This window comes from Actinomadura citrea, from assembly GCF_013409045.1.
GTDB classification, from domain to species: Bacteria; Actinomycetota; Actinomycetes; order Streptosporangiales; family Streptosporangiaceae; genus Spirillospora; species Spirillospora citrea.
The window spans coordinates 2,795,787-2,821,473 of sequence record NZ_JACCBT010000001.1 but is presented as its reverse complement, the minus strand read 5'-3'; the positions used below and the strand labels follow the sequence as shown (position 1 = coordinate 2,821,473).

Genomic DNA, 25,687 nt, shown 5'->3' with positions numbered 1-25,687 from the left:
ATCGGGCGCGCCATGGTGAAGAATCGGGGCATGGCTACGACACGCACCGCGAACGCGCATTGGGAAGGCTCTCTCCTGGAGGGCCAGGGGACGGTCTCGCTGGACTCCTCGAAGCTCGGCACCTACGACGTGACCTGGGCGTCGCGGTCGGAGGAGCCGGGCGGCCGGACGAGCCCCGAGGAGCTCATCGCCGCCGCGCACTCCACCTGCTACTCGATGGCGCTCTCGCACGGCCTCGCCGGCGCCGGCACCCCGCCGGAGAAGGTGGACACCAAGGCGGAGGTCACCTTCCAGCCGGGCGAGGGCATCACCGGCATCCACCTGACCGTCCGGGCCAGCGTCCCCGGCCTGTCCGCGTCCGACTTCGAGAAGGCCGCCCAGACCGCCAAGGAGGGCTGCCCCGTAAGCAAGGCCCTGACCGGAACCAAGATCACACTAGACGCGGCTCTCGTTTAACCACCCGAGCCGGGACAGGCGGTACGCCGGGATCAGCACCAAGAGCAACCCGGCGACCGCACCAGGCTCAGCTGGGGAAGAAGGGGCCCGCCAAGCCCAACCCCTTCCCCAGCCACGCGACGACCTGAACAGTCGCGATCGCGTCCGAAGGCAGATTCGAGCGAAGCAAGAATCTGATCGCGCAGCGAGCCGCAAGGCGAGCCGGAGCGATGCCAGCGATCGCACGCGGTTTTTACGGGTCAGGCGCCCCCGGGCGCCTGACCCGTAAAAACCGCATTAGGCACAGCTCCGCCGTAGCGGCGGTCGCGGGAGGCGTAGAGCTCGCAGGCGTGCCACAGGTGGCGGCGGTCGAAGTCCGGCCAGAGCGTGTCGAGGAACACCATCTCCGCGTAGGCCGACTGCCAGAGCAGGAAGTTGGACGTGCGCTGCTCCCCCGAGGAGCGCAGGAACAGGTCGACGTCGGGAATGCCGGGCTCGTCCAGGTAGCGGGCGAAGACCTTCTCGTTGATCTTGCCGGGGTCGAGCCGGCCGTCCCGCACGTCCCGGGCGATCGCCGCGGCCGCGTCGACGATCTCGGCGCGGCCCCCGTAGTTCACGCAGAACTGCAGGGTGAGGACGTCGTTGTCGCGCGTCATCTCCTCGGCCGTCTCCAGCTCCTTGATGACGCTGCGCCACAGCCGGGGCCGCCGGCCCGCCCAGCGCACCCGCACGCCCATCGAGTGGAGCTGGTCGCGGCGGCGGCGGATCACGTCCCGGTTGAAGCCCATGAGGAAGCGCACCTCGTCGGGCGAGCGCTTCCAGTTCTCGGTGGAGAACGCGTACGCCGACAGGTAGGGGACGCCGAGCTCGATCGCGCCCATGATCACGTCGAAGAGCGAGTCCTCGCCGCGCTTGTGCCCCTCGGTGCGCGGCAGGCCGCGCTCCTTGGCCCAGCGGCCGTTGCCGTCCATGACGATGGCGATGTGCCGCGGCACCAGGTCCGCGGGGATCGGGGGCGGGGTGGCGCCGTCCCGGTGCGGTTCCGGAGGCGATACGGCCCTGCTCAAACTCTCTCCCTCTCGGTGTCGTCGTCGCGCGTCTCGCGCTCCACATGGCGCAGGGAACGGATCCCGTGCTCCAGATGCCACTGCAGGTAGGCGGCCACCAGGCCGCTGGTCTCCATCCGGTGGCGCTGCTCGCTGCCGTCCGCGTACTCCCAGTCGCCGCGCAGCAGCGCCAGCATCAGCGCGAACGTCGGCGGCGCCGGGGTCGCGGCGCCCGGCTGGCGGCAGCCGGCGCACACCGCGCCGCCCGCCGCGATGGCGAACCCGCGCAGACCGCCGCGGGTCCCGCACCGGCAGCACTCGTCGAGCGCGGGCGCCCAGCCGGCGACCGACAGCGAGCGCAGCAGGTAGGCGTCCAGGACGAGCCGGGGGTCGTGGGTCCGCTCGGCGAGCGTGCGCAGCCCGCCGACCAGCAGCAGGAACTGCCGCAGCGCGGGCTCGCCCTCCTCGCTGGTGAGCTTCTCCGCGGTCTCCAGCATCGCCGTCCCCGCCGTGTAGCGGGGGTAGTCGGTGACCAGCGCCTCCCCGTACGGGCGCAGCGTCTCGGCCTGCGTGATCAGGTCGAGGGAGCGCCGCTCGTACAGTTGCAGGTCCACGTGAGTGAACGGCTCCAGCCGCGCGCCGAACCGGGATCTGGTCTTGCGGACCCCCTTCGCCGCGGCGCGGATCCGGCCGGTCCGCCGGGTCAGCACCGTCACGATGCGATCGGCCTCGCCCAGCTTCTGGGTGCGCAGGACGATGCCTTCGTCGCGGTACAGGGTCACCCGTTCATTCTGACGCACGCCGCCCGATGCCTCGGTGTGCCGGGGGTCATCTCTCCAGGATCTTCACAAGTCACACCGGCGACCCCGCTGCGCCGCAAGGCGAACACACAACGTGACCGGATTTGGCCGTAGCGGTCCCCCGAAAGTCATGGCTGGAACCACGGACACCTGGCAGCGTTGTGGCATGAGATGCCACATCGTGCCACCGCACATGCTGGAACGGATCGCCCGCGAAGCCGAGGACCCGGCCATACGCGGCCGGGCCCGCCGTACGCTGGCGCTCACCTCCGCCCAGTTCACCGAGCGGCGGACGGCCGCGGTCGGGGCCCCCTCCCCGTCCGAGGACTTCGTCCCCGACCGGACGATCAACGACGCCGGGCACCGCGAGGAACTGCCCGGCCGCACCGTGCGGGCGGAAGGAGCCCCGGCCACCGGCGACCCGACCGCCGACCGGGCCTACGACTGGCTGGGAACGACCTTCGACTTCTTCGAGGCGGCGTACCGGCGCAACTCGATCGACGGGGCGGGCCTTCCGATGGTCTCGACCGTCCACTACGGCGACGGGTACGACAACGCCTTCTGGAACGGCGAGCAGATGGTGTACGGGGACGGCGACGGCGTCCTGTTCACCGACTTCACCGCCCCCCTCGACGTCACCGGGCACGAGCTCGTCCACGGCGTCACCCAGTACACCGCGAACCTGGAGTACTACGGCCAGTCCGGCGCGCTCAACGAGTCCGTGTCCGACGTGTTCGGCTCGCTCGTCAAGCAGTGGCATCTCGACCAGAGTGCCGACCGGGCCGACTGGCTGATCGGGCAGGGGCTGCTCGCCCCGGGCGTCAACGGCGTCGCGCTCCGCTCCATGAAGGAGCCCGGCACCGCCTATGACGACCCGCAGCTCGGCAAGGACCCGCAGCCCGGCCACATGGACGACTACGTCGACACCTATCGCGACAACGGGGGCGTCCACATCAACTCGGGCATCCCCAACCACGCCTTCTACCTCGTCGCCACCGGCATCGGCGGCAACGCCTGGGAGAAGGCCGGCCGCATCTGGTACCAGACGCTCACCGGCGGATCCCTGGCCTCCGACGTCGGCTTCGCCGGCTTCGCCGCCGCGACGGTCCAGGCCGCGACCGCGCTGTACGGAGCAGAGGCCACCGAGACCAAGGCCGTGAACCGCGCCTGGACGGGGGTAGGCGTCTCCTTGGAGGCGAACGAAACGCAGTGAGAGTGACAGTCGTCCGCAGCGGGGGGTTTGCGGGGATCGAACGGCGCGCCGAGTCGGACAGCGCCAGTGATCCCATGCTGTCCAGGCTCGTCGGCCGCGTCGATCTGAAGAGCGTGCCGCCGCCGGGCCGAATCCCTGACCAGTTCCTGTACGAAATCGACATCGACGGCGACCGGACCACCGTCGGTGAGGCCCAGCTCCACGGCCCCCTTCGAGAACTGGTCCACCATGTCCTCGGTCGCATCTGACCGCTCGGTCTCGGGTTCAGGAGCCCGGGGGCGCCTGAACCCGAGACGGCCGGCCGCCTACCTTCACTGCGCGCGGGCCACCCGGTTGACGGCCGACAGCATCGCCTTGAGGGACGCCGTGACGATGTTGCCGTCGATGCCGACGCCCCACACCGTCGTGCCCTGCCCGTCGCCGAAGCGCACGTCGCACTCGACGTAGGCGGCGGCCCGCGCATCGCCGCCCGCGCTCATCGCGTGCTCGGCGTAGTCCAGCACCCGGACGTTGATCCCGACCGCGGCGAGCGCGTCCTCGAACGCCGAGACGGGGCCGTTGCCGACGCCCTCGATCTCGCGGATCTCGCCGTCCACGCGGACGTCGCAGCTGAGCGCGTCCTTCTCGTCCACCCGGGACGTCGTGCGGTGCGCCAGCAGCCCGGCGCGCGGGCCGTTGGCGAGGAACTCCGCCTCGAAGATCTCCCACATGCGCTCGGCCGTGACCTCGCCGCCCGCGCTGTCGGTGTGCTCCTGCACGACCCGGGAGAACTCGATCTGGAGCCGGCGCGGCAGTTCCAGCGCGTGCTCGGTCTTCATGATGTAGGCGACGCCGCCCTTGCCGGACTGGCTGTTCACCCGGATCACGGCCTCGTAGGTCCGGCCGACGTCGTGCGGGTCGATCGGCAGGTACGGGACCTCCCACCCGTACTGCTCCACCGGCACGCCGGCGGCCTCGGCGTCGCGGCGCAGGTGGTCGAAGCCCTTGTTGATGGCGTCCTGGTGGGAGCCGGAGAACGCGGTGTAGACCAGGTCGCCGCCGTAGGGGTGCCGCTCGTGGACGGGCAGCTGGTTGCAGTACTCGACCGTCCGGCGGATCTCGTCGATGCCGGAGAAGTCGATCTGCGGGTCGACCCCCTGGGTGAACAGGTTCAGGCCGAGGGTGACCAGGCACACGTTGCCGGTGCGCTCGCCGTTGCCGAACAGGCAGCCCTCGATGCGGTCGGCCCCCGCCATGTAGCCGAGCTCGGCGGCGGCGACGGCCGTCCCGCGGTCGTTGTGGGGGTGCAGCGACAGGATGACCGAGTCGCGGTAGGCCAGGTTCCGGCTCATCCACTCGATCTGGTCGGCGTAGACGTTCGGGGTGGCCATCTCCACCGTCGCCGGCAGGTTCACGATGACCTTCCGGTCCGGCGTCGGCCTCCACACGTCGTTGACGGCGTTGCAGACCTCGACGGCGTACTCCAGCTCCGTGCCGGTGAACGACTCGGGCGAGTACTGGAAGTAGATCTCGGTGTCGCCCATGTCCTCGGCGAGCTTGGCGCACAGCTTGGCGCCCTCCACCGCGATCGCGGTGATGCCGTCCCGGTCCTGCCCGAACACCACGCGGCGCTGCAGCGTGCTGGTCGAGTTGTACAGGTGGACGATCGCCTGCCTGGCGCCGCGCACCGCCTCGAAGGTCCGCTCGATCAGCTCGGGGCGGGCCTGCGTCAGCACCTGGACGACGACGTCATCGGGGATCCGGCCCTCCTCGATGATCTGCCGGACGAAGTCGAAGTCGGTCTGGCTGGCCGCCGGGAACCCGACCTCGATCTCCTTGTAGCCCATCCGTACCAGCAGCTCGAACATCTGGAGCTTGCGGTGGGAGTCCATCGGGTCGATCAGCGCCTGGTTGCCGTCGCGCAGGTCGACCGCGCACCATCGCGGAGCCTCGGTGATCACCTGGTCCGGCCAGGTCCGGTCGGCCAGTCTGACGGGCGCGTACGGCTTGTAGCGCTGGAAGGGCATGCCGGAAGTCTGCTGTTGCGGATACATCCGTTGAGTTCTCTCTGCTCGAACCTCGCGGCCGACGTTCACGGCGAAGCCCCGCAGCGAGGGAGCCGGCCTGTTACAGGTCCCCGCTGCGGCCGCTAAGGAGGAGCAGCGCACGCAACACGTTCGCCAAGTTAACAGATGCCATCCGCGTTACGGAAACCAACGTCCGGATGCTGAGACGCCCTGCTCGTCCCACGGTCCCCGCCCGGTCAGGGTACGAGCACGGAGAGGCAGGTCACGCAGCCGTCGAGCGCCTCGAACTCGCTGATGTCGACGCTCGTGACGCGCAGCCCGTCGGCCGCCAGCCGGGCGGCCGTGCGCGGCGCCGACGCCGCCATGAGGACGTGGTCGGGCCCGAGCACCACCACGTGGGCGCCCTCCGGCTCCGGGGCGACTCGCAGGCACGGCAGTACCGAGGTGTCCACCATCTCCGGGACGCCGATCAGGCCGCCGTCCGGCAGCACGGTCATCGCCGACTTCAGGTGCAGGCAGCCGCGGACGTCCACCGGGACGACCCTCCGCCCGCCCAGCAGGCGCGCGAGCTGGCAGATGCCCTCCTCGTTCGTCCGGGCGCCGCGCCCCACGTAGACGGTGCCGCCGACGTCCAGGACGTCCCCGCCGTCCAGCGTCCCCGGCTCCTTGATCCGCTCGATCCGCAGGCCGAGCTCGCGCGCGGCCTGCTCCGCGCCGGGGATCTCCCCGCGGCGGCTCGGCGCCCCGGACCGGCCGAGCACGGCCAGGTCGCCGCAGACGACCAGGGCGTCCTCGACGAAGACGGCGTCGGGCAGGTCGTCGGCGGGCGCGACGGCGCGCACGCGCCGCCCCGCCGCCCGCAGCGCCGTGACGTACGCCTCGTGCTGGCGCGCGGCGAGTTCCACGTCCACCGGGCGGCGGGCGGCGTGGGTGACGATGCCCTCGGCGAGACGCGGGCCCGGCGGCCTGACCAGTGCCCTGCCCGCGGGTGCGGTTCCGGCGGCGGCGTCCATGTCAGCGCGCCGCCCCCTCCGTCGTCACGATGACGCCGAGCGCGTAGGCGCGGGACATTCCCAGCAGGTCCGCGATGCCGTGCAGGGCGAGCCGCTCCCCCTCACCGAGCGGACCGTCCGCCAGCCCGATCCGGACGGCCTGCGCGAGGAACCACTCCTTGGCCTCGACGGCGAGGTGCGCCCCGGCCCCGACGACCTCCTGCTCCAGGAACGTCCGGCGCAGCGCCAGGTCGGCGTCCACGGCCTCCGCGTCGTAGTCGGGCTCGCCGTACCCGGTGACCGTCGCGACCGCGCGGGCGCGGGCCGCGGCGTCGGCCGGGTCGCCCGAGCGCAGCACCAGGGCCGCGGCGGCCCGCATCCCGGCGGCCAGGGCCTCGGACATCTGCTGCGCGGTCGCCGTCCGCAGGGCCGACACGGGAAGGCGGGTGCGGCACGTGCGGCACTCCACGGCCTGCCCGAGGCGCCACAGCGGCACCATCGGCACGAAGAAGACCGAGAACCAGCGGCGTCCGGCACGCCTGCGGTAGGCGCGGTCACCCCCGCACTGCGGGCAGTGGAACGTCCCCTCGCTGACCGTACGGAACACCACCGTCAGGCCAAAAACGAGCAACACCGGCGCTCTCCTCCCATAACGGACTTCGTTCCAACCTACCGACCCGCGCGCGCCGAGGTGGCCCTCCCGGACAATGCCCGCCGTGCGTTTACGCTGGGTTCATGACCGGTGACCTGGGATCCGACGCGGGACGCGCGCGGCCGCGCCCGTCCTTCCTCCCGCCCGTCGACGGCTACCCGCCGCAGCACCACGACGGCCCGGCCGAGACCGTTCCCGCGGCGCCCTTTCCGTCCCCGCGGCGGGGCGGCGCCGCCTGGGTCCTCGCCCTGATCGCCGCCGCGTCGGGGCTGCTGGTGTCGGCGTTCCTGCCGTGGGCGCGCGCCGAGGTCGTCGTCGACCTGTTCGGCCGCTCGCTGAGCCGCGACCTCGGCAGCGTCGCGGGCATCGACGCCGACGACATCGTCCTCGCCGTCCCGGTCCTCGCCGTGATCGCGATCGCGCTGGCCGCCTGGGACCTGATCGGGCGCGACGCCCGGATCGGCGCGCTCGCCGCGGTTCCCGGCATGCTCGCCCTGCTGGTGTGCGGGATCTTCGTGCTGCGGCTCGGCCACGTCCGCGACGACCTGCCCCAGACCGGCCTGGACCTCGGCTACCAGATCACCGTCCGGTTCGGCTGGTACCTCTCGGTCATCGCGGCCCTGCTCGTGGTCGGCTTCAGCCTCGCCCGGCCCGTCAGCGACAAGGTCTCGAAGTCGCAGGGGCAACCGGAGCAGGACTACCCGGACCAGCAGTACCCGGACCAGTACCCGGCCGGCGAGCAGTACCCGACCGGCGAGTACCCCGCCTGGCCGTCAGAGGACCAGGCATGGGGCCGCCAGGACCTCCCGCACGAGGAGCCCCCGCTCCCCGAGGACGAACCGAAAGAGGGCGCCGACGGGACGCCCCCGGCCCGCAAGCAGGATCCGGAGGACGCCGGTCAGTCGTAGAAGCCGAGCCGGCGGAGTTGCTTGGGGTCGCGCTGCCAGTCCTTGAGGACGCTGACGCGCAGGTCGAGGAACACCTTCGTGCCGAGCAGCGCCTCGATCTGCCGGCGCGCCGCCGCGCCGACCTCCCGCAGCCGCGCGCCCTTGTGCCCGATGATGATCCCCTTCTGGCTGGACCGTTCGACGAACAGGTGCGCGTAGACGTCGACGAGGTCGTCGCGGCCCTCGCGGGGCGCCATCTCGTCCACGACGACGGCGATCGAGTGGGGCAGCTCGTCCCGGACCCCCTCCAGCGCCGCCTCGCGGATCAGCTCGCCGACCAGGACCTGCTCGGGCTCGTCGGTGAGATCGCCCTCGGGGTAGAGCGGCATGCCCTCCGGCAGGTGGGAGATCAGCAGATCACCGACGAGGTCGACCTGGAAGCCGCTCTCGGCGGAGCACGGCACGATGTCGGCGAACTCCCCGAGCCGCCCGACCGCGAGGAGCTGCTCGGCGACCTGCCCGGGCGCGGCGAGGTCGGTCTTGGTGACGATCGCGACCACGGGCGTCTTCTTCACCCCCGCCAGCTCCCTGGCGATGTACTTGTCGCCGGGCCCGACCGGCTGGTCGGCCGGAACGCAGAACCCGATCGCGTCCACCTCGGTCAGCGTGGACCGCACGAGGCTGTCGAGCCGCTCCCCGAGCAGCGTCCGGGGCTTGTGAAGGCCGGGGGTGTCGACCACGACGAGTTGCGCGTCAGGGCGGTGCACGATCCCCCGGATGGCCCGCCGCGTCGTCTGCGGACGGCTGCTGGTGATCGCCACCTTCGTCCCGACCAGCGCGTTCATCAACGTCGACTTGCCCACGTTGGGCCGCCCGATGAAACAGGCGAAACCGGAGTTCATTGCCTTTCTCTCCTCCTTAGGGCCTGACGGCCCTCCATCGTCGAGAAATGCGGGCGATCGCCGGCATCGCTCCGGCTCGCCTGGCGGCTCGCTGCGCGATCAGGTTCTCGCAAGCTCGAACCTGCCTTCGGACGCGATCGCGACCATCGAGGTCGTCGCGTGGTTGCGGCGGTGGCTGGGATCAGTGCGTCCATGGGGACGGGTGCGCTTATGACATCTCTCCTTGTCGGGGCCTTGACGGCCCTCCATCGTCCACGGACGACGGCCCTATACGCGATCAGGTTCGGGCCTGCTTTCCGCCCCTCACCATGCCTTCGGACGCGTGCGAGTGTCACAGCATGCGACGGTCGGTGTGGTGGTCAGCTTAGTCGGGTCCCGCTGGCGCGGGGGTCATGCCGCTGTGCCCAGGGCGGCGAGGGAGGCGGTGGCCTTTTCCGCCCAGAAGGGGGCGTCGAGTCGGGCGGCGACGTCGGCGGCCTTGCGGTAGTGGGCGGCGGCCACCTCGGGGGAGCGTTCCAGGAAGCGGGCGAGGTCGCCGAGGACCTGGGCGACCGGGCCGACCGTGGCGACGGCGGTGGCGCCGCCGGTGAAGTGGCCCTCGTAGGGCAGCAGCGCCGCGTAGGCCTCCTCGGCCAGAGGGCGGTCGCCGAGCGCGACGGCGCGCAGGCCGCGGACCGCCATGGTCAGGTCGAAGAAGTAGTCGAGCCGGACGGGTCCGGCGCCGGCGACGACCCGGCGGGCCTCGGCGGTGCGGCCGGCGGCGGCCAGGGCGAGCGCGTACATGTCGGCGGTGGCGGCGACGTGCCCCCACTGGCCGTGCAGCCAGGCGGCCTCGTCCACCATCTCCTCGGCCCGCCCTTGGGCGAGCCGCAGGCAGAACGGGCCGAGGAGCACCATGCCGCGCTCGCTGAACCAGATCCGGGTCCGGCCGATGGAGCCGCCGACCTCGGCGAACGCGCGTTCCGCCTCCTCCGGCCGGGCGGTGAGAGCGCGTGCCAGGACCGTGTACCAGTCGGCGATGCGGGCGAACAGCGGCAAGCCGTACTGATCGGCGAGCCCGCGTCCCTCCGCCAGGTGCCGGTGCGCGGCGGGCAGGTCGAGCGCGGCGACACACGCCTGCTGGAGTTGCAGGTGCGCGAGGACGCGGTAGGTGCCGAGGTCGTGCTCGGTGGCGAGGTCGAGGAGCTCGGAGGCGACCCGGAGCCGCTCGACCACCCCTTCCGCACTCCGGTGGGCGTTGATGTAGGCGCCGTTGAGGGCGACGGCGACCAGCTCGGGGTCGCCCAGGGCGCGGGCCAGGCCGAGCGCCTCCCGCGAGGCGGTGACGCCCCGGTCGTGCTGCTCGCCCTCCAGCTCCATGGCCAGTGTGGCCAGCAGCCGGACCCGCAGTTCCGGCTCGTCCTCGGGGAGCCGTGCCAGCGCCTCGTCGACGGCCTCCACGACCGCGACGTCGAGGCTTCCGTACTCGCGGGCCGACCACAGCGTCGGGACGCCGAAGCCGACGATGATCCGGGCGAGCAGCCGGACGTCGCCGAGCGCGCGGGCGTCGGCGATGGCGGCGATCCGCCGGGCCCTGGCATCGACGATCTGCCCCGCGAGGGCGCTCGACCGGATCGCGGCGACCTCCGCCTCCAGCCGGTCGCGCACGGTCTCGGGGCCCTGCGCGCGGAGCGTCTCGACGGCGCGCACCCACAGGTCGGCGGCGGCGCCGTGCGCGAACCGCGCCTCGGCGGCCGCGGCGGCGCGCCGCGCGTACCGGACGGCCTTGTCAGGGTCGGTGCCCGACTCGAGGTAGTGGTGCGCGATCGCGGCGACCTCGCGCGGGAGGTGGCGTTCCAGCGCGGCGGCGACCCTGCCGTGCACGCGGGTGCGGCGGGCCCGGGACACGCCCGCGTAGAGGGTGTCGCGGACGAGGGCGTGCGCGAACCGGATCCGGCCGGGCGCGGGCTCGGTGACGAGGCCCGCGGCCAGGCCCGCCTCCACGGCGTCGATCACCGTCTCCTCGTCCCCGGCCAGGTCGGTCAGGACGCGCAGGTCGGCGTCCCGGCCGATGACCGCGGCGTCGCGCAGCACGTTCTGGACCGGTCCCGGCAGCCGCGCGACGTGGCGCCGCAGCACGTCGCCGACGCCGGCGGGGACCCGGCGCGTGGCGGCGGGCAGCCCCTCGGCGTCCAGGAGCCGGGCCGTCTCCCGGGTGAAGAACGGGTTGCCGCCCGTGCGCTCGGCGATCGCCGACAGCTCCGCGTCGTCCAGGCCCGCGGCGCAGGTGTCCCGGACGAGGACCGCGACCTCCGCCGGCGACAGCCCGGCCAGCTCGATGCGCGCGGGCTCGTGCCGGGCGAGTGCGGCCAGCGCGGCGGCGAGACCGCCCGGAACCTCGGTCTGCCGGAACGTGGCCAGCAGGAGGAGGCGGCTGTCCCGCAGCCGCCCGGCGAGCCGGACCAGCAGCGCGAGGGTCTCCTCGTCGGCCCAGTGCAGGTCGTCCAGGACGAGCAGGAGCGGCGCCGTGTCCGCGAGCTCGGCGAGGTAGTCGCCGACGGCCAGGTGGAGCCGGAACCGCCCCGTGACGACATCGGCGTCGCCGCGCCCGATGACGGAGTCGTCCAGGAGCGGCCCGAGCCGTCCGGCCAGATCGGCGGAGGGCGGGGCGGCGGCCGCCAGCTCGCGCAGCAGCTCGGCCCAGGGCCAGGCCGCAGGCGCTCCCGGGGTCTCGGGCGCCGTCCCCCACGCGCGTGTCCAGCCCCGTCCGGCCAGGTCGCGCGCGAGCCTCTCGGCGAGCGCGGTCTTGCCCATCCCGGCGTCTCCGCAGACGATGACGACGCCGCCGCGGCCCGCGGCGGCGTTCTCGGCGGCCTCCTCCAGCCGCGCCAGTTCCTGGACGCGGCCGACGAAGGCGGGGCCCTCCTCGGGGCGGGGCGCGGGCGCGAGCCGCAGCGCGGGACGGGACGGCGCCGGCCGTCCCGTCTCCCCCAGCGCGGGCTCCTGCGCCAGGATGTCGCTCTCCAGGCGGCGCAGCGCCGGACCGGGATCGACGCCGAGTTCCTCGGTCAGTGCCGCGCGGGCGCGCCGCAGCGCGGCGAGGGCGTCGCCCTGGCGCCCGGCGCGGTAGAGGGCGAGGGCCAGCAGCCGCCATGCCTCCTCGCGCAGCGGGTTGGCGGCGGCGTGGGTCTCCAGGTCCGGGACGGCCTCGGCGGCCGATCCGAGCCGCAGCAGGGCCCCGGCGCGGTGCTCGACCGCGAGCCGGCGCCGCTCGTCCAGGCGGGCGGCCTCGGCCGCGGCCCACGGCAGGTCGCCGAACTCGGCGTAGGCGGGCCCGCGCCACTCGGCGAGCGCCGCCTCCGCACGGCGGCGCGCCTCCCGCGGATCGGCCGCCGCGAGCTCGGCGGCCTCGTCGATCAGCGCGTCGAACCGCCACGCGTCGACGGCGCCGTCCGGGAGCCGGAGCGCGTACCCCGGCGGCTCGGTGACCAGCACCCGCGCGGGCGTGCGGGGCGGGCGGTCCGGTTCGAGCGCCCGGCGCAGGTGGGACACGAACGACTGGAGGCCGGCGGCGGCGCGCGGCGGGGCCGTGCCCGCCCACAGGTCGTCGACGAGCCTGTCGGCGGGCACCATCCGGCCCCGCGCGGCGACGAGGCGGGCGAGCACGGATCGCTGCCGGTGACCGCCGAGGTCGGCGGCGGTTCCGGCCACCTCGGCCCCGAAGGCTCCGAGAACGCGTACGGCGGGCGACATGTCCCGATCAGCCTAACCGGGACATGTCGCTCGTCTGCGATCACTCCCCCGGTTAGGCGCGGCTGGGTTCGGGACGCCGCTCGGCGGCCGGCGCGGGTGCCGCGCCGCCGTGCAGGTCGATCGCCGGCAGCACCCGGGCGAGCGGCCCCGGCAGCCACCAGTTCGCCCGTCCGAGCAGCGACATCGTGGCCGGCACCAGCACCAGGCGCACGACCGTCGCGTCCAGCGCCACCGCGACCGCGAGCCCGACCCCCATCTGCTTGATCACCAGGCCGGGGTCGGCGGCGAAGCCGAGGAACACCGCCACCATGATCAGCGCCGCGCTGCTGATCACCCGGCCGGTCGCGGCGAGCCCGGTGGACACCGAGCCGCGCGCGTCGCCGTGGAGCAGCCACTCCTCCCGGACCCGCGAGAGCAGGAAGACCTCGTAGTCCATCGAGACGCCGAACAGGACGGCGAACATCAGCAGCAGGATGAACGACGACACCGGGACGCTGTGCGGGAGGCCGAGCAGCTCCGCGCCCCATCCCCACTGGAACACGGCCGTGAGCACCCCGTACGCGGCGCCGATCGACAGCAGGTTCATCACCGCGGCCTTCAGCGGCGCCAGCAGCGACCGGAACACGATCATCAGCATCACGAACGACGTCGCCACCACCACGCCGATCACCGGCCACAGCCGGTCCGACAGCACCCGGGACAGGTCCACATAGACGGCGGTCAGCCCGGTGACCTCGGTGTCCGGCGGCAGCACGTCGGCCCGGATCCGGTCGACGAGGCCGGTCACCCGCTCGTCCTGCGGCCCGTAGTCCGGGGTGACGATGATCGCCGCGGCGTCGCCGCGCGGGGAGGCCTGCGGCGGCGCCACGGACGCGACGCCCTCGGTGCCCTCCAGCCGCTTCCGCAGCCCCGGCAGTGCGGCCTCGTCGGTCCTGGTCAGGTCGACGGCGACGACGAGCGGCCCGTTGGCGCCCGCGCCGAAGCCGTCGGCGACCAGGTCATAGGCCTGGCGGACGGTGTTGGACGTGGGCTCGCTGCTGGCGTCGCTCGGCCACGTCCGCATGCCGAGCGCGGGGGCGGCGAGGGTGAGCATCAGCACCGCGGCGGCGAGCAGCCACGGCCAGGGGTGCCGCCCGACGTGCACGGCCCAGCGCCGCACCCGCGGCGACTCCACGGTGATCGCCGCGCCGGGGGCCCGGTCGCGGCGGCGCAGCACCCTGCGTCCGGCGAGGCCCAGCACGGCCGGCAGCAGCGTGACGGCGCTCAGCACGGTCGCCGCGACGACGATGCCGGTGGTGAAGCCCATCGTCATGAACACCGGGATCCGCGACAGCACCAGCCCGCACAGCGCCAGCAGCACCGTGAACCCCGCGAAGATCACCGACAGGCCCGCGGTCGCGATGGCGCGGCCCACCGCCTCGGGGACGTCGAGTCCCTCCGCGAGCCCCTCCCGGTGGCGGGTCAGGACGAACAGGGCGTAGTCGATGCCGACCCCGAGGCCGACCATGGTGGCGAGCGTGGGCGCGGTGGTCGCGACGTCGGTGAACGCGGCCACCAGCGTGATCCCGGACACGCCGACGCCGAGCCCGGCCAGCGCGACGGCGAGCGGCAGCCCGGCCGCCACCACCGACCCGAACGCCAGCAGCAGGATGATCAGGGCCGCCACGATCCCGATCGCCTCGGCGACGCCGCCGGGCGCGGTCACGTTCTCGGGGACCTGGCCGCCGAACTCCACCTGGTAGCCGGCGGCGTCCAGGTTCCGCGTCGCCGACCGCAGCAGGTCGAGGGTCTCCTTGGGCCCGAGGTCGGTGACCGGCACCGAGTACCGGACGGTCATCAGCGCGGTCGCGCCGCCCTTGCCCAGCTGCGCGGGGTCGACGCCGCTCACGTGCGGCAGCCTTCGCAGCTCGGCCGACGCCGCGGCCAGCTTCGCCTGGTCGACCTGCCCCGACTTCGCGTGCACCACGACCCGGGCGTCGGCCCCCGCCAGCGCGGGGAACCTCTCCTCCAGCAGGTCGGTGGCCCGCTGCGAGCCCGTCCCGGCCAGCGTGTAGTTGTCGTGCAGGGCGCCTCCGGCGACGCCGGACAGTCCGGCCATCGCGGCGACGAGCACCAGCCACACCAATATGAACCGCCAGGGCCGCAGAGCGGCGGCCTTCCCCAGGCGGTAGAGCAGACGGGACATGACTTCTCCCCCAGAACGGCATTGTTCGACGCCCTACAGGCTGGCGTCCTCCCCTTGCCGTCCACTTGCCGCCGACTTGCGGACCGCCGACGCGACGTGCGGGCCGCCCGCCCCGGCGCCCGCGATGCCCGTACGCTGGGGGCGTGAGCGAGCTGAACGCCGAGGACGCGAAGATCATCACCCTGGCCAGGTCGGCGCGGGCCCGGACGGGCGCCGCCGAGGGCGCCGCCGTGCGCGACGAGACGGGCCGCACCTACTCCGCCACGAGCGTGGACCTGCCGTCCCTGAGGCTCTCGGCGCTCAAGGTCGCCGTCGCGATGGCCGTCTCCAGCGGCGCCGAGGACCTGGAGGCCGCCGCCGTCGTCACCGCGGCCGATGCGGCCGACCCCGCCGACGTCGCCGCCGTCCGCGACCTCGGCCCGAAGGCCCCGGTCCTGCTCGCCGCCCCCGACGGCAGCGTCCGCGACGTCGTCCGCGGCTGAGACGTCCGGCGGCCGAGGCCGTCGGCGGGATCGGGCCGCGTCAGCGTGACTGGTCGGAGGCCGCCCGGCTCCCGGCGTCCGCGCCCGGGGCTCCGCCGAGCCGCCGCACCAGGACGGTGCCGACCCGGTTGCGGCGCCCGGCGATCGTCTCGGCCTTGAGGGACAGCACGGGCCCGGTCTCGCCGGTGGAGGCCTCGCTCGTGGCGACCTCGGCGGTGGAGCCCTCGATGGGGACGCGGCCGAGCGCGTGGGCGAGCAGGCCGCCGACCGTCTCGACCTCCTCGGCGTCGATCTCCACGTCGAACAGCTCGGCGAGGTCCTCGACGGGCAGGCGGGCGGTGACGCGGGCCGCGTCGCCGGAGAGCCAGGTCACCGGCGGGATCTCCACGTCGTACTCGTCGGCGATCTCCCCGACGATCTCCTCCAGGATGTCCTCGATGGTGACCAGGCCCGCGGTGCCGCCGTACTCGTCGATGACGATCGCGACGTGGATCTGCCGGGCCTGCATCTCGCGCAGCAGCTCGTCGATCGGCTTGCTGTCGGGGACGTAGGTGGCGGGCCGCATCACCGAGTCGACCGTCTCGACCGACTCGCTCTCGCGGTGCTCCTGGCTGCGCCGGACGACGTCCTTGAGGTAGGCGATGCCGACCACGTCGTCCTCGTTCTCGCCGACCACGGGGATGCGGGAGAAGCCGCTGCGCAGCGCCAGCGACATCGCCTGCCGCAGGGTCTTGGTGCGCTCGACGAACACGATGTCGGTGCGCGGCACCATCACCTCGCGGACGAGGGTGTCGCCCAGCTCGAACACCGAGTGGATCATCTCCCGCTCGACGGGCTCGATCAGGCTGCGCTGCTCGGCGAGGTCGACCAGGTCGCGCAGCTCCGCCTCGGAGGCGAACGGCCCCTCCCGGAACCCCTTGCCCGGTGTGAGGGCGTTGCCGAGCAGGATCAGCAGCCGGGGCAGCGGCCCGAACACCCGGGTCACCGGGTGGATCACGGCGGCGCCCGCCAGCGCGATCCGGTCGGCGTGCTGGATGCCGAGGGTGCGCGGCCCCACCCCGATCACCACGTAGCTGACGACGATCATGACGGCGGCGGCGGTGACGTAGGCCCGCCACGTCTCGTCCAGCCAGGAGATGCACAGGTCCGCGACGATCACGGTGGCGACCAGCTCGCAGCCGATCCGCAGCAGCAGGACCATGTTGACGTAGCGGGCCGGGTCGGCGACGACCTCCGCCAGCCGCCTGGCGCCGCGGCGTCCCTCCCGGACGGCCTCCTCGACCGTGACGCGCGACACCCGGGCGAGCGCCGTCTCGGTGCCGGCCAGCAGGCCCGCCATGAAGACCAGGCCCACCGCCAGGGCGGACAGCCACGCCTGCGCGGTGCTCATCAACCGCCGCGTTTCTCCCGCCAGGAGCCGAGGAGCTCCGCCTGCAGGCCGAACATCTCCCGGTGCTCCTCCGGCTCGGCGTGGTCGTAGCCCAGGAGGTGCAGGATGCCGTGCGTGCACAGCAGCTCCAGCTCCTCCGCGGTGCTGTGCCCGGCCTCCCGCGCCTGCTTCTCGGCGACGGCGGGGCACAGCACGACGTCGCCGAGGAGCCCCGGGTCGGTCTCGCCGTCCTCGTCGGCGCCGCCGGACATGTGCCCGGGACGCAGCTCGTCCATGGGGAACGACAGCACGTCGGTCGGGCCCGGCTCGTCCATCCACTTCTCGTGCAGCTCGGTCATCGCGGCCTCGTCGACCAGCAGCACCGACAGCTCGGCCAGCGGATGGACGCGCATCCCGTCGAGGACGTGCCGGGACAGGTCGGCGATGGCCTTCTCGTCGACCTCGGCGCTCGACTCGTTCAGCACCTCGATGCTCACTGCCGCCCCCGCTTGCGGGGGCCGCCGCGCGCCGCGCCCTGCTTGATCTGCGGCACCTGCTTCTCGTCGTGCCGGTTGTAGGCGTCGACGATCTCGGTGACGAGCTTGTGCCGCACGACGTCGCGGCTGTCCAGCCGGGAGAAGTGGATGTCCTCGACGCCGTCCAGGATCTCCTGGACGACGCGCAGCCCGCTCAGGTGCCCGTTCGGCAGGTCGACCTGGGTGACGTCACCGGTCACCACGACCTTCGACCCGAACCCGAGCCGGGTGAGGAACATCTTCATCTGCTCGGGCGAGGTGTTCTGCGCCTCGTCCAGGATGATGAACGAGTCGTTCAGGGTCCTTCCGCGCATGTAGGCCAGGGGGGCGACCTCGATGGTGCCGGCGGCCATCAGGCGCGGGATCGAGTCGGGGTCGACCATGTCGTGCAGCGCGTCGTAGAGCGGGCGCAGGTACGGGTCGATCTTCTCGTAGAGCGTTCCCGGCAGGAAGCCGAGCCGCTCGCCCGCCTCCACGGCGGGACGCGTCAGGATGATCCGGTTGACCTTCTTGTCCTGCAGGGCGCGGACGGCCTTGGCCATGGCCAGGTACGTCTTGCCGGTGCCGGCGGGACCGATGCCGAACACGATCGTGTGCTTGTCGATCGCGTCGACGTACCGCCGCTGGTTCAGCGTCTTCGGGCGGATGGTCCGGCCCCGGCTGGACAGCACGTCCAGGGTGAGGACCTCCGCGGGACGCGCGCCGCCCTCGCCGCGCAGCATCGCCAGGCTGCGCTCGACGGCGTCGGGGGTGAGCTGGGTGCCGCCCTTCAGCAGTTCGAGCATCTCGGTGAACAGCCGGGAGACGAGGTCGGTCTCGCCCTCCGGGCCGGTCACGGTGATCTCGTTGCCGCGGACGTGGATGTCGATGTCGGCGCCGAACGCGTGCTCGATCGCGTGGAGCAACTCATCCCGGGAGCCGAGCAGGCTCACCATCGAATGGTCGTCCGGCACCACGATCTTGATCTGCGAGCGCGAGCCTGTCCGGTCGTCGCGCCCCGTGCGGGTTGCCCTCGCGTGAGTTGATTCGACCATCAGCCGGGCCTTGCGGCCTGTCGGACCTGCCTTCTGTCTGCTGCGGGTGTCCAGGTGTACCGGTTCCATCGTACTGGCGACCCCCGACACACCGCCGCCGCATTTCCGGCGCGGCAGCCTGCTCAGCCGGGCGGCCAGTTCAGGCCACGCCCGCCCAGCACGTGGGCGTGCGCGTGGAACACCGTCTGGCCCGCCTGGGAGCCGGTGTTGAAAACGACCCGGTAGCCGGTCTCGGCGACGCCCTCGTCGACGGCGACCTGGTGGGCCTCGCGCACCAGCTCGGCGAGCAGCTCGGCGTCGGAGTCGGCCAGCTCACCGACCGTCGGGTGATGGTCACGCGGGATGACCAGCACGTGCGTCGGCGCCTGCGGGTTGATGTCGCGGAACGCCACCGTCCCCGCCGACTCGCGGACGATCGTGGCGGGCACGTCCCCGGAAACGATCTTGCAGAACAGGCAGTCGGTCATCTGTCTCCCCTCGCGGCGGTCCGCGACCACCCCGAAATCCTATCGGGACCGGCGCGGACGTGGATCACGACCGCCCGGGCCGGACCGGGTTCTCATCGATCAACTCCCGGTAGCGGTCGGCATTTCGACCGGCCACTGGCTAAGGTTGTCACCTCAGGCGTAACCCCCCGGTTCGCAAGGCGTTGCGGCACATCTCGCCCCGGCGGGAACGCTCGACCACGTCGGTCGGACGCGACCGTCCGAATGGACGGCGGGGGGCCGGCAAAGGCGGCGGATAGGTGACCGAGGCAAACCAGGACATGCCCTTTCGTAAACCGAACGACGAGGGTGCGCGTCCAACTGACGTGACCGAGACCCTCGTGGCCAGGGGCACGGCGGGCGCGGTGGCCGCCGCCTGGGACGCCGATCAGGCGGTGACCGCCCTCTACAGCGCCAACTACCGTTCGCTGGTGCGCCTGGCGGCGATGCTGGTCCGGGACGCGGGGACGGCCGAGGAGGTCGTGCAGGACGCGTTCGTCGCGATGCACGGCGGCTGGCGCCGGCTGCGCGATCCGGACAAGGCCCTGTCGTACCTGCGCCAGTCGGTGGTCAACCGGTCGCGATCGGTGCTCCGGCACCGCGCCGTCGTCGAGAAGTACGCCCCCAAGGGCCTGCCCGACGCGCCGAGCGCGGAGGCCGGGGCCATCGGAGAGCTGGAGCGCTCGGCGGTGATCGACGCGCTGTCCCGGCTCCCCGCCCGCCAGCGGGAGGCGCTCGTCCTTCGCTACTACGCCGATCTGTCCGAAGCGGAGATCGCCAGCGCGATGGGCATCTCCCGCGGCGCCGTGAAGAGTCATACGGCGCGCGGCATGACCGCGCTACGCAACGTCCTGGAGCAGTTCTCATGACCACCGACCCCCACGACGAGCACGGCGAGATCCTCCGCCGCGCCCTGCACGCGGAGGCGGACTCGGTCAACCCCGCGGGCGACGGCCTGGAACGCATCCGGGCCCGTGTCGCCGACGGCCGGCGCCACCGGTTCGGACGTTTCGGCCCCGCGCACTTCGGGTTCGACCGGTTCACCGTGAACTGGGCGCGCCCCCTCCTCGCCGTGGCCGCGGCCGTGCTGATCGCCGCGCTGGGCGTGACGGCGCCGCAGACGATCGACCTGATCCAGCAGTCGGTCGGCAGCAACAGCCAGTCCGGCGACGGGGACGACGACGTCGCCGGGGACCGCACCGGCCCGGGGATCGATCCCGAGTTCCCCGTCCCGTCGTCGCCGGGCGGCAGCGCGTCCGGCGAGCCGAGCACCTCGGAGACGCCGAGCAGCAGTTCCTCGCCGGGCCTGTCGTCGTGCCGCATCCCCTCGCCGGGGGCCTCGGCCGGCTCGACCGCCACGCCGACCCCGGCGACCACGCCCTGCCCGAGCGAGACCCCGACGCAGGCGCCGCCCACCACGCCGGCTCCGCCCACCTCCACGACGCCCGAGCCGCCGAGCAAGCCGACCGAGCAGCCGACGCCGTCCGAGACGAGCGAGCCCGCGAAGACCACCGAGCAGGGCGCCGCCACCACGCCGTGACCGCGCCGGCCGGTGCTACCAGCGGCCGGTGGCGGCCAGCAGCACGCTGGCCGCCGCGACGCCCGCCGTCGAGGTGCGCAGGACGGTCGGGCCGAGCCGCGCGGGGCGCCCGCCCGCGGCGGCGAAGCGTTCCAGCTCGTCCTCGCTGATCCCGCCCTCGGGGCCGACCACGAGGACGATGTCGCCCCGCGCGGGCGGCCGCACGGCGCTCAGCGGCGCCTCCGCCTCCTCGTGCAGGACCAGGGCCAGGGACGCGCCGGCGATCCGCCCGGCGACGTCCTCGGTGGACTCCAGCTCCGCCACCGCGGGCAGGCGGCTGCGCCGCGCCTGTTTGCCTGCCTCGCGGGCGGTCGCGCGCCAGCGCCCGAGGGCCTTGTCGCGGCGCTCCGGGCGCCAGCGTGTGACGCAGCGGGACGCCGACCACGGGACGATCTCGTCCACGCCGACCTCGGTCATGGTCTCGACCGCGAGCTCGCCCCTGTCGCCCTTCGGTAGGGCCTGGACGACGACGAGGCGGGGCGCGGGCGGGGGCTCCCGGTGCCGGGCCAGCACGTCCAGCGTGAGGGACGCCCGGTCGGCCGCGGTGACGACGCACTCGGCCAGCAGGCCCTCGCCGTCGGTGAGGTCGACCCGCTCCCCCTGCCGCAGCCGCCGCACGGCCGCCGCGTGCCGGCCCTCGGGCCCGTCCAGCAGGACGCGGTCGCGCTCCAGCGCGTCCGTCCCGGCGAGAAAGACCGGCGGGCTCACCCGGGCCGTCCGGGGGAGGCGGAACCCGGGCCGACGTCGCTCATCGCTGCCACCATGCTCCTCAATCGCCGCGGCGGCCCTCCTGGTAGGCCGCCGCCACCGCGCTTCAGTGCTGGTTGAAGACGTCCTTGAGGCGGGAGAACACGCCGCGCTGCCCGGGGGCGAACCTGCCGGGCGGGCGCTCCTCGCCGCGCAGGACCGCGAGCTGCCGCAGCAGCTCCTCCTGCTCCTCGTCGAGCCTGTTCGGCGTCTCCACGTTGACGTGGATCATCAGGTCGCCGCGGCCGCTCTCGTTGAGGTGCCGGACGCCCCGGTTGTAGAGCGTGATGACCTGCCCCGACTGCGTGCCCGGCTTGATGTCGACGCTCTCGGCGGCGTCCAGCGTCTCGATGGTGACGCTGGTCCCGAGCGCGGCCGCCGTCATCGGGATCTCGACCGTGCAGTGCAGGTCGTCGCCCTCCCGCTCGAAGATCGGGTGCGGCTTCTCCACGATCTCCAGGAACAGGTCGCCGGGCGGTCCGCCGCCCGGGCCGACCTCGCCCTCGCCGGCGAGCTGGATGTGGATGCCGTTCTCCACGCCGGCCGGGATCTTGACCTTGACGGTGCGCCGGGTGCGGACCCGGCCGTCTCCGGAGCACTCGGTGCACGGGTTGCGGATCACCGAGCCGAAGCCGCCGCACGCCGGGCACGGCCGGGCCGTCATGACCTGGCCGAGGAACGAGCGCTGGACCTGCTGCACCTCGCCGCGGCCGTGGCACGTCTCACACGTGTCCGGGTGGGTGCCGGGCGCGCAGCCCGACCCCTCGCAGGTCGTGCAGGCGACCGCCGTGTCGATGGACAGCTCACGGGTGGTGCCGAACGCGGTCTCGGCGAGGTCGAGCTCGACCCGCAGCGTCGCGTTGCGCCCGCGCCGGGCGCGCGACCGCGGGCCCCGCGAGGTCGCGGTGCCGAAGAAGGCGTCCATGATGTCGCTGAACGGGAAACCGGCGCCGCCGAACCCGCCGGCGCCCGCCCCGCCCGCGGACGCGAAGGGGTCCGCGCCGAGGTCGTACATCTCGCGCTTCTTGGGGTCGGAGAGCACCTCGTAGGCCTGGGTGATCTCCTTGAACCGCTCCTGGGTCTCCGGATCCGGGTTGACGTCCGGGTGGAGTTCCCGCGCGAGCCGGCGGTAGGCCTTCTTGACCTCGTCGGCGCTGGCGTCCCGCCGGACGCCCAGGGTCGCGTAGTAGTCGTTCGCCACTTACGACCCCGCCAGGATCTGTCCCACGTAGCGTGCCACTGCCCGTACCGCTCCCATCGTGCTGGGGTAATCCATGCGTGTCGGCCCGAGCACTCCCAGCCGGGCCAGAGTGAGGTCGCCCACCCCGTAGTCGGCGGCGACGACCGAGGTCGACTTGAGCCCCAGGTCGGGGTTCTCGGTGCCGATCCGCACCGTAACTGTAGAGGAGTCGCCGGTCTCGCCGAGCAGCCGCATGAGGACCACCTGCTCCTCCAGCGCCACCAGCACCTCCCGCAGGCTGGGCGAGAAGTCCACGGCGGCGAGGTTGGCCGCCCCGGCGAAGACGATCTTCTCCTCGTGCTTCTCGACGAGCGTTTCCAGCAGCACCGACAGGACCGCCGCCGCGACCGGCCGCTCGTCCGGGCCCACCCTGTCGGGCAGGTCCGCCACGGCCGCCGGGACCTCGCCGAGACCGAGCCCGTCCAGGCACGTGTTGAGCAACGCCCGCAGGTGCCCGATCGATTCCTCGGAGATCTGCCCGGTCTCGATGACGCGCTGCTCCACCCGCCCGGTGTTGGTGATCAGGACGAGCAGCAGCCGCCCCTCCGCCACCGGGACCAGTTCCACGTGCCGCACCGCCGAGCGGGTCAGCGACGGGTACTGCACCACCGCGACCTGCCGGGTCAGCTGCGCGAGCAGCCGCACCGTCCGGCCGACGACGTCGTCGAGGTCGTAGGCCCCGGACAGGAACGTCTCGATGGCGCGGCGCTCGGCGACCGACAACGGCTTGATCGTGGACAGCCGGTCGACGAACAGCCGGTAGCCCTTGTCGGTGGGGACGCGCCCGGCGCTGGTGTGGGGCTGGGCGATGTAGCCCTGCTCCTCCAGCACCGCCATGTCGTTGCGGATGGTCGCGGGCGAGACTCCGAGGTTGTGCCGGTCGGCCAGCGCCTTGGAGCCCACCGGCTCGTTGGTGGAGACGTAGTCCTCGACGATGGCGCGCAGGACCGCGAGTTTCCGGTCGTCCAGCACGATGTCACCTCCTTCGTCCGGCCGGTCCGCTACTGGCACTCCATGCTTTCGAGTGCCAAGTCTACGGCCCGGAAGGCTCGGCTGGAGCGCCCCCGCACTCTCCGCACGGCTGCGTGATCCTATCCGGCCGGGGAACCGGCGCCACGCCGAGGAACGCGGGGCGGCGCCGCGCGGGCGCCCCGCCCGGTTAATGTGCGGATCTGTGCGGAGTAAGAACTACGGAAACGACGTGCTGGGCGGCGACTGGCGCAGGCCCCGCAAAGGACAGATCCCCGAGGTCCCCGCCGAGCCGGGCCTGGTCGCCGAGGATCCCGACAGCGGCTTCTGCGGCGCCGTGGTCGGCTGCGACAAGTTCGGCGTCACGCTGGAGGACCGGTTCGGCAAGCGCCGGGTGTTCCCGCTGACCAAGTCCGGATTCCTCATCGACGGCAAGCCGGTCACCCTCGTCCGGCCGACCGCCGCGCCCGCGGGCCCGGCGCGGTCCGCCTCGGGCTCGATCGCCGTCCGTGGCCTGCGGGCGCAGGTCGCCAAGGAGAGCCGCATCTACGTGGAGGGGCTCCACGACGCCGAGCTGGTCGAGAAGATCTGGGGCCACGACCTGCGCGTCGAGGGCGTCGTCGTCGAGTACCTCGAAGGCGTGGACGACCTGCCCGCCATCGTCGAGGAGTTCGCCCCCGAGGAGCAACGGCGCCTCGGCGTCCTGGTCGACCATCTCGTGGAGGGGTCCAAGGAGTCGAGGATCGCCGCCCAGGTCACCTCGCCGTACGTCCTCGTCGCCGGCCACCCCTTCATCGACATCTGGGAGGCCGTCAGGCCGGCGGCCGTCGGCATCCGCGCCTGGCCCCGCATCCCCCGCGGCATCCCGTGGAAGGAGGGCGTGATCGCCGAACTCGGCTGGGGCGACGACACGGGCCCCGCCTGGAAACGCATCCTCGGCTCGGTGAACGCCTACACCGACCTGGAACCCGCCCTCCTCGGCCGCGTAGAAGAACTCATCGACTTCGTGACCGTGCCTTCCCAGGGGTAGCGCCCCCTGGAACCCCCCGTCACGAGCCGGGCGGCCTCCAGGCGCCCAGAGCGCCTTCCAGCCACCCGACCCGAGGCGACGGTTCAGGCTTCCCTCTCTGCCGGGGGGCGGGGTCGCTGGTCAGGTCAGGGCTCGGACTACGGCGTCGGCCAGGAGGCGGCCCTTGAGGGTGAGGACGGCTCGGCCCTGCTCGTAGGGGGCGGGCTCGATCAGGCCGTCGCGCACCGCTCTGCGGGCGGCCTCGTCGTCCAGGAGGTGGGCGGGGCAGCCCTGGGCGAGGCGCAGTTCGAGCATGACGCGTTCGATGTGCCGGTCCTCGTCGGTGAGGATCTCCCGGGCGTGGGCGGGGGTGGTGCCCTCGGCGAGACGGGCGGCGTAGGCGGCCGGGTGCTTGACGTTCCACCAGCGGGTTCCGCCCACGTGGCTGTGGGCGCCCGGGCCGACGCCCCACCAGTCGGCGCCCGTCCAGTAGAGCATGTTGTGCCGGCAGGCGGCGCGCGGGTCGGCGGCCCAGTTGGAGATCTCGTACCAGTGCAGGCCGTGGCCGCTGAGCAGCTCCTCGGCGATCAGGTAGCGGTCGGCCATGGCGTCGTCGTCGGGGGCGGTCAGTTCGCCCCGCCTCACTTGCGCCGCCAGCCTGGTGCCCTCCTCGACGATGAGCGCGTAGGCGGACACGTGGTCGGGCTCTGCCGCCAGGGCCGCTTCCAGGGAGCCTCTCCAGTCGTCGTCGGTCTCCCCTGGCGTTCCGTAGATGAGGTCGAGGTTGATGTGCTCGAAGCCCGCCTTGCGCGTCCACTCGACGACCTGCGGGACGCGTCCGGGCGTGTGCGCGCGTTCCAGGACGGCCAGGACGTGCTCGCGGGCGCTCTGCATGCCGTAGGAGACGCGCGTGAACCCGGCCTCGCGGAGCTTGCCTATGGACGCCTCGTCCACCGACTCGGGGTTGGCCTCGGTGGTGACCTCCGCGCCCGGGGCCAGCCCGAACTCGACGTCGATCGCGGACAGGACCCGGCCCAGGTCGTCCGGCGGGAGGAGGGTCGGTGTGCCGCCGCCCACGAAAACCGTCTTCACGGGCAGATCCACGTCCCCGAGCACTCGCCGGGCCATGCGGACCTCGCGGATCGCGGTGTCGGCGTAGGAGTCGCGGCTCGCCCCCGGACCCAGCTCCGTCGCCGTGTAGGTGTTGAAGTCGCAGTACCCGCACCGGGTCACGCAGAAGGGCACGTGCACGTAGAACGCGAACGGGCGCTTTCCGAGCCCGTGCAGGGCACTGCCGGGCAGCGCACCGTCGGCCGGTACGGGGTCGCCATCAGGAAGGGTCGAGGGCACCTTCCAAGTCTGCCCCGCTCCGCCGCCTGCTTCGACC

At 73.1% G+C, this 25,687-nt stretch carries 24 protein-coding genes; 8 read left to right on the top strand and 16 right to left on the bottom strand.

Translation table 11 applies throughout. The features are described from left to right. The first annotated feature begins 30 nt into the window (after positions 1-30). The gene (locus BJ999_RS13290; protein WP_179833586.1) at positions 31-456 is read left to right on the top strand and encodes an OsmC family protein; all 426 of its coding nucleotides are present in this window, start codon (positions 31-33) and stop codon (positions 454-456) included. Positions 457-695: 239 nt separating this feature from the next. Here the strand turns inward: BJ999_RS13290 and BJ999_RS13285 are convergent, their stop codons facing one another. After that, the gene (locus BJ999_RS13285) at positions 696-1,502 is read right to left on the bottom strand and encodes an isoprenyl transferase (protein WP_179833585.1); all 807 of its coding nucleotides are present in this window, start codon (positions 1,500-1,502) and stop codon (positions 696-698) included. Next, on the bottom strand, positions 1,499-2,263 hold the full coding sequence (gene recO, locus BJ999_RS13280; protein WP_179833584.1) for a DNA repair protein RecO: 765 nt from the start codon (positions 2,261-2,263) through the stop codon (positions 1,499-1,501). Before recO ends, BJ999_RS13285 begins: the two co-directional genes overlap by 4 nt. Before the next feature lie 184 nt (positions 2,264-2,447). Here recO and BJ999_RS13275 point away from each other — a divergent pair, with 184 nt between their 5' ends. Together BJ999_RS13275 and BJ999_RS13270 are read left to right on the top strand one after the other, a co-directional pair. Beyond that, the gene (locus tag BJ999_RS13275) at positions 2,448-3,494 is read left to right on the top strand and encodes a M4 family metallopeptidase (RefSeq protein ID WP_179833583.1); all 1,047 of its coding nucleotides are present in this window, start codon (positions 2,448-2,450) and stop codon (positions 3,492-3,494) included. Positions 3,495-3,496: 2 nt separating this feature from the next. Beyond that, the gene (locus BJ999_RS13270; protein WP_179833582.1) at positions 3,497-3,742 is read left to right on the top strand and encodes a protealysin inhibitor emfourin; all 246 of its coding nucleotides are present in this window, start codon (positions 3,497-3,499) and stop codon (positions 3,740-3,742) included. A gap of 63 nt (positions 3,743-3,805) precedes the next feature. Here the strand turns inward: BJ999_RS13270 and leuA are convergent, their stop codons facing one another. The 3 genes from leuA to BJ999_RS13255 form a co-directional block, all read right to left on the bottom strand. Next, a complete protein-coding gene (leuA, locus tag BJ999_RS13265; RefSeq protein WP_179833581.1) occupies positions 3,806-5,527 on the bottom strand; it encodes a 2-isopropylmalate synthase in 1,722 nt (573 codons plus the stop codon). Between the two features lie 209 nt (positions 5,528-5,736). After that, on the bottom strand, positions 5,737-6,513 hold the full coding sequence (gene ddaH, locus BJ999_RS13260; RefSeq protein ID WP_179833580.1) for a dimethylargininase: 777 nt from the start codon (positions 6,511-6,513) through the stop codon (positions 5,737-5,739). A gap of 1 nt (position 6,514) precedes the next feature. After that, positions 6,515-7,126, bottom strand: coding sequence for a hypothetical protein (locus tag BJ999_RS13255; protein ID WP_179833579.1), 612 nt, complete (start codon positions 7,124-7,126; stop codon positions 6,515-6,517). Positions 7,127-7,227: 101 nt separating this feature from the next. Here BJ999_RS13255 and BJ999_RS13250 point away from each other — a divergent pair, with 101 nt between their 5' ends. After that, positions 7,228-8,052 (top strand): hypothetical protein, encoded by an 825-nt coding sequence (locus BJ999_RS13250; protein ID WP_179833578.1) that lies wholly within the window; start codon positions 7,228-7,230, stop codon positions 8,050-8,052. On the opposite strand, the gene era is transcribed toward BJ999_RS13250, so the two are convergent. The 3 genes from era to BJ999_RS13235 form a co-directional block, all read right to left on the bottom strand. After that, positions 8,043-8,933, bottom strand: coding sequence for a GTPase Era (gene era, locus BJ999_RS13245; RefSeq protein ID WP_179833577.1), 891 nt, complete (start codon positions 8,931-8,933; stop codon positions 8,043-8,045). The genes BJ999_RS13250 and era overlap by 10 nt on opposite strands. A gap of 390 nt (positions 8,934-9,323) precedes the next feature. Further along, positions 9,324-12,665, bottom strand: a complete 3,342-nt coding sequence (locus BJ999_RS42935) for an ATP-binding protein (protein ID WP_179833576.1) — start codon at positions 12,663-12,665, stop codon at positions 9,324-9,326. Positions 12,666-12,717: 52 nt separating this feature from the next. Next, a complete protein-coding gene (locus BJ999_RS13235; protein ID WP_179833575.1) occupies positions 12,718-14,850 on the bottom strand; it encodes an MMPL family transporter in 2,133 nt (710 codons plus the stop codon). Between the two features lie 143 nt (positions 14,851-14,993). Between BJ999_RS13235 and BJ999_RS13230 the strand changes: the two genes are divergently transcribed. After that, positions 14,994-15,332, top strand: coding sequence for a cytidine/deoxycytidylate deaminase family protein (locus BJ999_RS13230; RefSeq protein ID WP_179833574.1), 339 nt, complete (start codon positions 14,994-14,996; stop codon positions 15,330-15,332). Between the two features lie 40 nt (positions 15,333-15,372). Here BJ999_RS13230 and BJ999_RS13225 read toward each other — a convergent pair whose 3' ends face one another. From BJ999_RS13225 to BJ999_RS13210, 4 genes are all read right to left on the bottom strand, one after another. Further along, the gene (locus BJ999_RS13225; RefSeq protein WP_179833573.1) at positions 15,373-16,722 is read right to left on the bottom strand and encodes a hemolysin family protein; all 1,350 of its coding nucleotides are present in this window, start codon (positions 16,720-16,722) and stop codon (positions 15,373-15,375) included. Beyond that, positions 16,722-17,198 (bottom strand): rRNA maturation RNase YbeY, encoded by a 477-nt coding sequence (gene ybeY, locus BJ999_RS13220; RefSeq protein WP_179833572.1) that lies wholly within the window; start codon positions 17,196-17,198, stop codon positions 16,722-16,724. Before ybeY ends, BJ999_RS13225 begins: the two co-directional genes overlap by 1 nt. Beyond that, entirely contained in the window at positions 17,195-18,271 is a 1,077-nt protein-coding gene (locus tag BJ999_RS13215) for a PhoH family protein (protein ID WP_179833571.1), read from the bottom strand. Before BJ999_RS13215 ends, ybeY begins: the two co-directional genes overlap by 4 nt. Before the next feature lie 122 nt (positions 18,272-18,393). Then, positions 18,394-18,738: a histidine triad nucleotide-binding protein gene (locus BJ999_RS13210; protein ID WP_179833570.1), complete on the bottom strand. Its 345-nt coding sequence runs from the start codon at positions 18,736-18,738 to the stop codon at positions 18,394-18,396. Positions 18,739-19,037: 299 nt separating this feature from the next. Between BJ999_RS13210 and BJ999_RS13205 the strand changes: the two genes are divergently transcribed. Next, a complete protein-coding gene (locus tag BJ999_RS13205; RefSeq protein WP_089312691.1) occupies positions 19,038-19,625 on the top strand; it encodes a SigE family RNA polymerase sigma factor in 588 nt (195 codons plus the stop codon). Continuing rightward, positions 19,622-20,296, top strand: a complete 675-nt coding sequence (locus BJ999_RS13200) for a hypothetical protein (protein ID WP_179833569.1) — start codon at positions 19,622-19,624, stop codon at positions 20,294-20,296. Before BJ999_RS13205 ends, BJ999_RS13200 begins: the two co-directional genes overlap by 4 nt. 15 nt (positions 20,297-20,311) lie before the next feature. Here BJ999_RS13200 and BJ999_RS13195 read toward each other — a convergent pair whose 3' ends face one another. The 3 genes from BJ999_RS13195 to hrcA all read right to left on the bottom strand — a co-directional run bounded on the left by BJ999_RS13195 (position 20,312) and on the right by hrcA (position 23,294). Next, entirely contained in the window at positions 20,312-21,043 is a 732-nt protein-coding gene (locus tag BJ999_RS13195; RefSeq protein WP_179833568.1) for a 16S rRNA (uracil(1498)-N(3))-methyltransferase, read from the bottom strand. A gap of 106 nt (positions 21,044-21,149) precedes the next feature. Next, complete coding sequence (gene dnaJ / locus BJ999_RS13190) at positions 21,150-22,283, bottom strand: molecular chaperone DnaJ (RefSeq protein ID WP_179833567.1); 1,134 nt, start codon at positions 22,281-22,283, stop codon at positions 21,150-21,152. After that, positions 22,284-23,294, bottom strand: a complete 1,011-nt coding sequence (hrcA, locus tag BJ999_RS13185; RefSeq protein WP_179833566.1) for a heat-inducible transcriptional repressor HrcA — start codon at positions 23,292-23,294, stop codon at positions 22,284-22,286. It abuts the gene before it with no gap. A 202-nt stretch (positions 23,295-23,496) separates the two neighbouring features. Between hrcA and BJ999_RS13180 the strand changes: the two genes are divergently transcribed. Next, positions 23,497-24,321: a DUF3097 domain-containing protein gene (locus tag BJ999_RS13180; RefSeq protein ID WP_229809878.1), complete on the top strand. Its 825-nt coding sequence runs from the start codon at positions 23,497-23,499 to the stop codon at positions 24,319-24,321. 120 nt (positions 24,322-24,441) lie between these two features. On the opposite strand, the gene hemW is transcribed toward BJ999_RS13180, so the two are convergent. Then, on the bottom strand, positions 24,442-25,650 hold the full coding sequence (hemW, locus tag BJ999_RS13175; RefSeq protein WP_179833564.1) for a radical SAM family heme chaperone HemW: 1,209 nt from the start codon (positions 25,648-25,650) through the stop codon (positions 24,442-24,444). Positions 25,651-25,687 lie beyond the last annotated feature (37 nt).